The organism is Nocardia cerradoensis NBRC 101014 (genome assembly GCF_000308535.1).
Lineage (GTDB): Bacteria > Actinomycetota > Actinomycetes > Mycobacteriales > Mycobacteriaceae > Nocardia > Nocardia cerradoensis.
Map to the genome: position 1 here is coordinate 1 of NZ_BAFW01000072.1, position 4,035 is coordinate 4,035.

Genomic DNA, 4,035 nt, shown 5'->3' on the forward strand with positions numbered 1-4,035 from the left:
CGCCTGGATCTGTCGATTATGGTCCTGCTTTTCATCGTGTTCATTCTGATGTCCATCGTCAGCAGGCTCGGGCAGCCGATAGCTCCGGTGTGACAGAATGGGCCGAGAAGAAGAGCTTGCTAGAAGATCTACGTTAGATCTCCGTACGAAGCGCGAAGGGATCCTTCCATGCCGCTGACTCCAGCCGATGTGCACAACGTCGCGTTCAGCAAACCGCCGATCGGGAAGCGCGGCTACAACGAGGATGAAGTCGACGCCTTCCTCGACTTGGTCGAACAGGAGCTCTCGCGCCTCATCGAGGAGAATGCGGACCTGCGCCAGCGGGTTGCTGAGCTGGATGCCGAATTGGCGGATGCCAAGAAGTCGCGTCCCGCGCCGCAGGCGGTGAAACCCGCTCCGCCGCAACCGGAACCGCCGAAGCCCGCGCCCGTGGCGCCGCCGGTGCCGGTGCCGGCCCCCGCGCCGGTGGCCCCCAAGGACAACTCCGCCGCGGATGCGAACCTGCAGGCCGCGAAGGTGCTGAGCCTGGCGCAGGAGATGGCCGACCGGCTCACCACCGACGCCAAGGCCGAGGCCGAACAGCTGCTGTCCAACGCCCGGGCGAATTCCGAGCGAATGGTGAGCGAAGCGCAGACCCGCTCGGACGCGATGGTGGGCGAGGCGCGGCAGAAGGCCGACTCGCTGCTCTCGGACGCGCAGACCCGTTCCGACAGCCAGCTTCGCCAGGCCAAGGAGAAGGCCGACGCCCTGCAGGCCGACGCCGAGCGCAAGCACACCGAGATCATGGCCACCATCACCCAGCAGCGCAGCGTGCTGGAGAGCCGCATCGAGCAGTTGAAGACCTTCGAGCGCGAGTACCGGGTGCGGCTGAAGTCCTACCTGGAATCGCAGCTCGAGGAGCTGGAGAACCGTGGTTCGGCCGTACCGGTCGACGGTGGCGAGGCATTCGAGGCGGTATCGAACAGCCATGGTCCGGCGTCGTTCGCCAAGGGTGGCAAATAGCTCGTCCCGGGTGCCCGCCACCCCGCCGATACGACGGGGTCCGGCGTCGCATGCCGCTGTGTGGTCGTAGTTCTGCCGAGCCGCCCGGCCCCTCCGGGGCGATGCGGCCCGCCCTGCCCGCCTAGGGGGTGACCATGCTCGTTCTGACGCTCGTCCTGGCCGCGATCGGCTTCGCCCTGCTGGTGACGGCGCTGACCACCGGATCGGTGATCTGGGCGTGGGGTTGCATCGTCGTCTGCGTGATCGGTGCGGTCCTGCTGCTGGTCAGCGCGCTGGCGATGCGGGAACCCGAGGAAGGCCCGCAATCACGTCCCGGCCGTCACGCCAAACGCTGAGCGGGCACGGTGAACAGGGCGGCAACAGGGCACGGAAATAACGTTGCCCGCACTGGCTACAATCAAACCTGTAGATCGGCAGTGATCCGGCCATCACCGGGGAGCCTTCGGAAGAACGGCGCCACAGGCGCCCAGTAGAACCGAACGGGTGAGCCCGTCACAGCTCGCAACGAGAGGTCCGCCCGCCGGAACATCCGGCCCGGACAAGCGGGGTGGTACCGCGGCAGCGGCGCACAGGCGCCGACGTCGTCCCCGTGCCCACCGACTGCGCCGAACGCGCGCACTGGCACGAGGGAGACCACAGCCGCCATGGCGGACGAGACATCCACCCGCAACGCCTATCCCCGCGTCGACTTCACCGATGCGGACGCCGGCTCGCGGCAGGGCGCGAGCGTGTCGTTCCCGGAGCTCGAGCGCCGGGTGCTGGACTACTGGGCCGCCGACGACACCTTCCGTGCCAGCATCGACAACCGTGGGGAGAAGTGCGACGAGTTCGTCTTCTACGACGGCCCGCCGTTCGCCAACGGTTTGCCGCATTACGGACATCTGCTCACCGGATATGTGAAGGATTTGGTTCCGCGGTTCCAGACGATGCGCGGTAAGCGCGTCGAACGGCGCTTCGGTTGGGACACACACGGATTGCCCGCGGAAATCGAAGCGGAGAAGCAACTCGGTATCACGGACAAATCACAGATCGACGCGATGGGACTCGCGGAATTCAATGCCGCGTGTAAATCCTCTGTGCTTCGTTACACCAATGAGTGGCGCGACTATGTGACACGCCAAGCACGGTGGGTCGACTTCGACAACGACTACAAGACCCTCGATCTCGACTTCATGGAGTCGGTGATGTGGGCGTTCAAGTCGCTGCACGACAAAGGGCTTGTCTACCAAGGCTTCCGGGTGCTGCCCTACAGCTGGTACGAGCAGACGCCGCTGTCGAATCAGGAGGCGCGCCTCGACGATGCCTACCGGATGCGCCAGGATCCGGCGGTCACCGTCGACATGCTGCTCGAGGTCGCGCCCGATCACCCGCTGCGCGAACTCGACGGCGCCAACGCGTTGATCTGGACCACCACGCCGTGGACGCTGCCGTCGAACCTGGCGATCGCGGTCCACCCGGACATCACCTATGCCCATGTGCGCGGCAAGGACGGCAAGCGGTACGTGCTGGCCGCCGAGCGGGTCTCGCACTACGCCCGCGAACTCGGCACCGCCGACGACGGACTCGAGGTGCTCTCGGAGCATGCGGGCGCGGCGCTCGCGGGGCTGCGCTATCGGCCGCCGTTCGACTTCTTCCTCGGCCACCCCAACGCGCATCGCGTGCTGAACGCCGACTACGTGACCACCGACTCCGGAACCGGCGTGGTGCATCTCGCGCCCGCGTTCGGTGAGGAGGACATGGACGTCGCCTCCGCCAACGGCATCGATGTGGTGCAGCCGCTCGACGCCGGCGGCAAGTTCACCTCGATGGTGCCGCCGTACGAGGGCCTGATGGTCTTCGACGCGAACCCGGTCATCATCAAGGACCTCAAGGCCGCCGGAAAGTTGTTGCGGCACGAGACGATCGAGCACTCCTACCCGCACAGCTGGCGATCCGGTCAGCCGCTGATCTACATGGCGGTGCCCTCGTGGTTCGTGGCGGTCACGAAGTTCCGCGACCGCATGGTGGAGCTGAATCAGCAGATCACCTGGGTGCCCGAGCACATCCGCGACGGCCAGTTCGGCAAGTGGCTCGAGAACGCGCGCGACTGGAACATCAGCCGCAACCGGTACTGGGGTGCGCCGATCCCGGTGTGGATCTCCGACGATCCGGCCTACCCGCGCGTCGACGTGTACGGCTCGCTGGACGAGCTGGAACGCGACTTCGGCGTGCGCCCGGCGGATCTGCACCGCCCGGGCATCGACGAGCTGGTGCGCCCGAACCCCGACGACCCCACCGGGAAGTCGATGATGCGGCGTACCCCCGAGGTGCTCGACTGCTGGTTCGAGTCGGGGTCGATGCCGTACGCGCAGGTGCACTACCCGTTCGAGAACAAGGAGTGGTTCGAGGGTACGCCCGACCGCCCGGCGCACAGCCCCGGTGACTTCATCGTCGAATACAACGGGCAGACGCGGGGATGGTTCTACAACCTGCACGTGCTCTCGACCGCGCTGTTCGATCGGCCGGCATTCAAATCCGTTGTGGCGCACGGCATCGTGCTCGGTGACGACGGATTGAAGATGTCCAAGTCCAAAGGCAACTACCCCGACGTCAACGAGGTGTTCGACCGCGACGGCTCCGATGCCATGCGCTGGTTCCTCATGGCCTCGCCGGTGCTGCGCGGCGGCAACCTGATCGTCACCGAACGCGGGATCCGCGAAGGGGTGAGCCACGCGCTGCGGCCGCTGTGGAACGCGTGGACGTTCCTGCAGCTCTACGCCTCGAAACCCGGTGTGTGGCGGACGGATTCGGTGAATGTGCTGGATCGCTACATCCTCGCCAAACTGGCCGCGGCCCGCGATGTGATGACCGAGGCGCTCGAGGTCTACGACATCGCCACCGCCTGCGACGAACTGCGTTCGTTCGCCGACGCGCTCACCAATTGGTATGTGCGCCGGTCGCGTTCGCGGTTCTGGGAGGAAGATCGCGACGCGATCGACACCCTGCACACCGTGCTGGAGGTCACCTGCCGGCTGGCCGCCCCGCTGCTGCCGC

The 4,035-nt window shown here is 66.3% G+C and carries 3 protein-coding genes and 1 pseudogene; all 4 read left to right on the top strand.

The window, feature by feature from the left end:
- Positions 1-93, top strand: a pseudogene (locus ON23_RS39175) (YggT family protein); the annotation flags it as partial.
- 75 nt (positions 94-168) lie between these two features.
- Complete coding sequence (gene wag31, locus ON23_RS08865) at positions 169-1,002, top strand: DivIVA-like cell division protein Wag31 (protein ID WP_039777427.1); 834 nt, start codon at positions 169-171, stop codon at positions 1,000-1,002.
- Between the two features lie 134 nt (positions 1,003-1,136).
- Positions 1,137-1,337: a hypothetical protein gene (locus ON23_RS08870; RefSeq protein WP_036500385.1), complete on the top strand. Its 201-nt coding sequence runs from the start codon at positions 1,137-1,139 to the stop codon at positions 1,335-1,337.
- Between the two features lie 309 nt (positions 1,338-1,646).
- Positions 1,647-4,035, top strand: a 2,389-nt coding sequence (gene ileS / locus ON23_RS08875) for an isoleucine--tRNA ligase (protein WP_039777429.1), incomplete at its 3' end; no start/stop codon positions are given.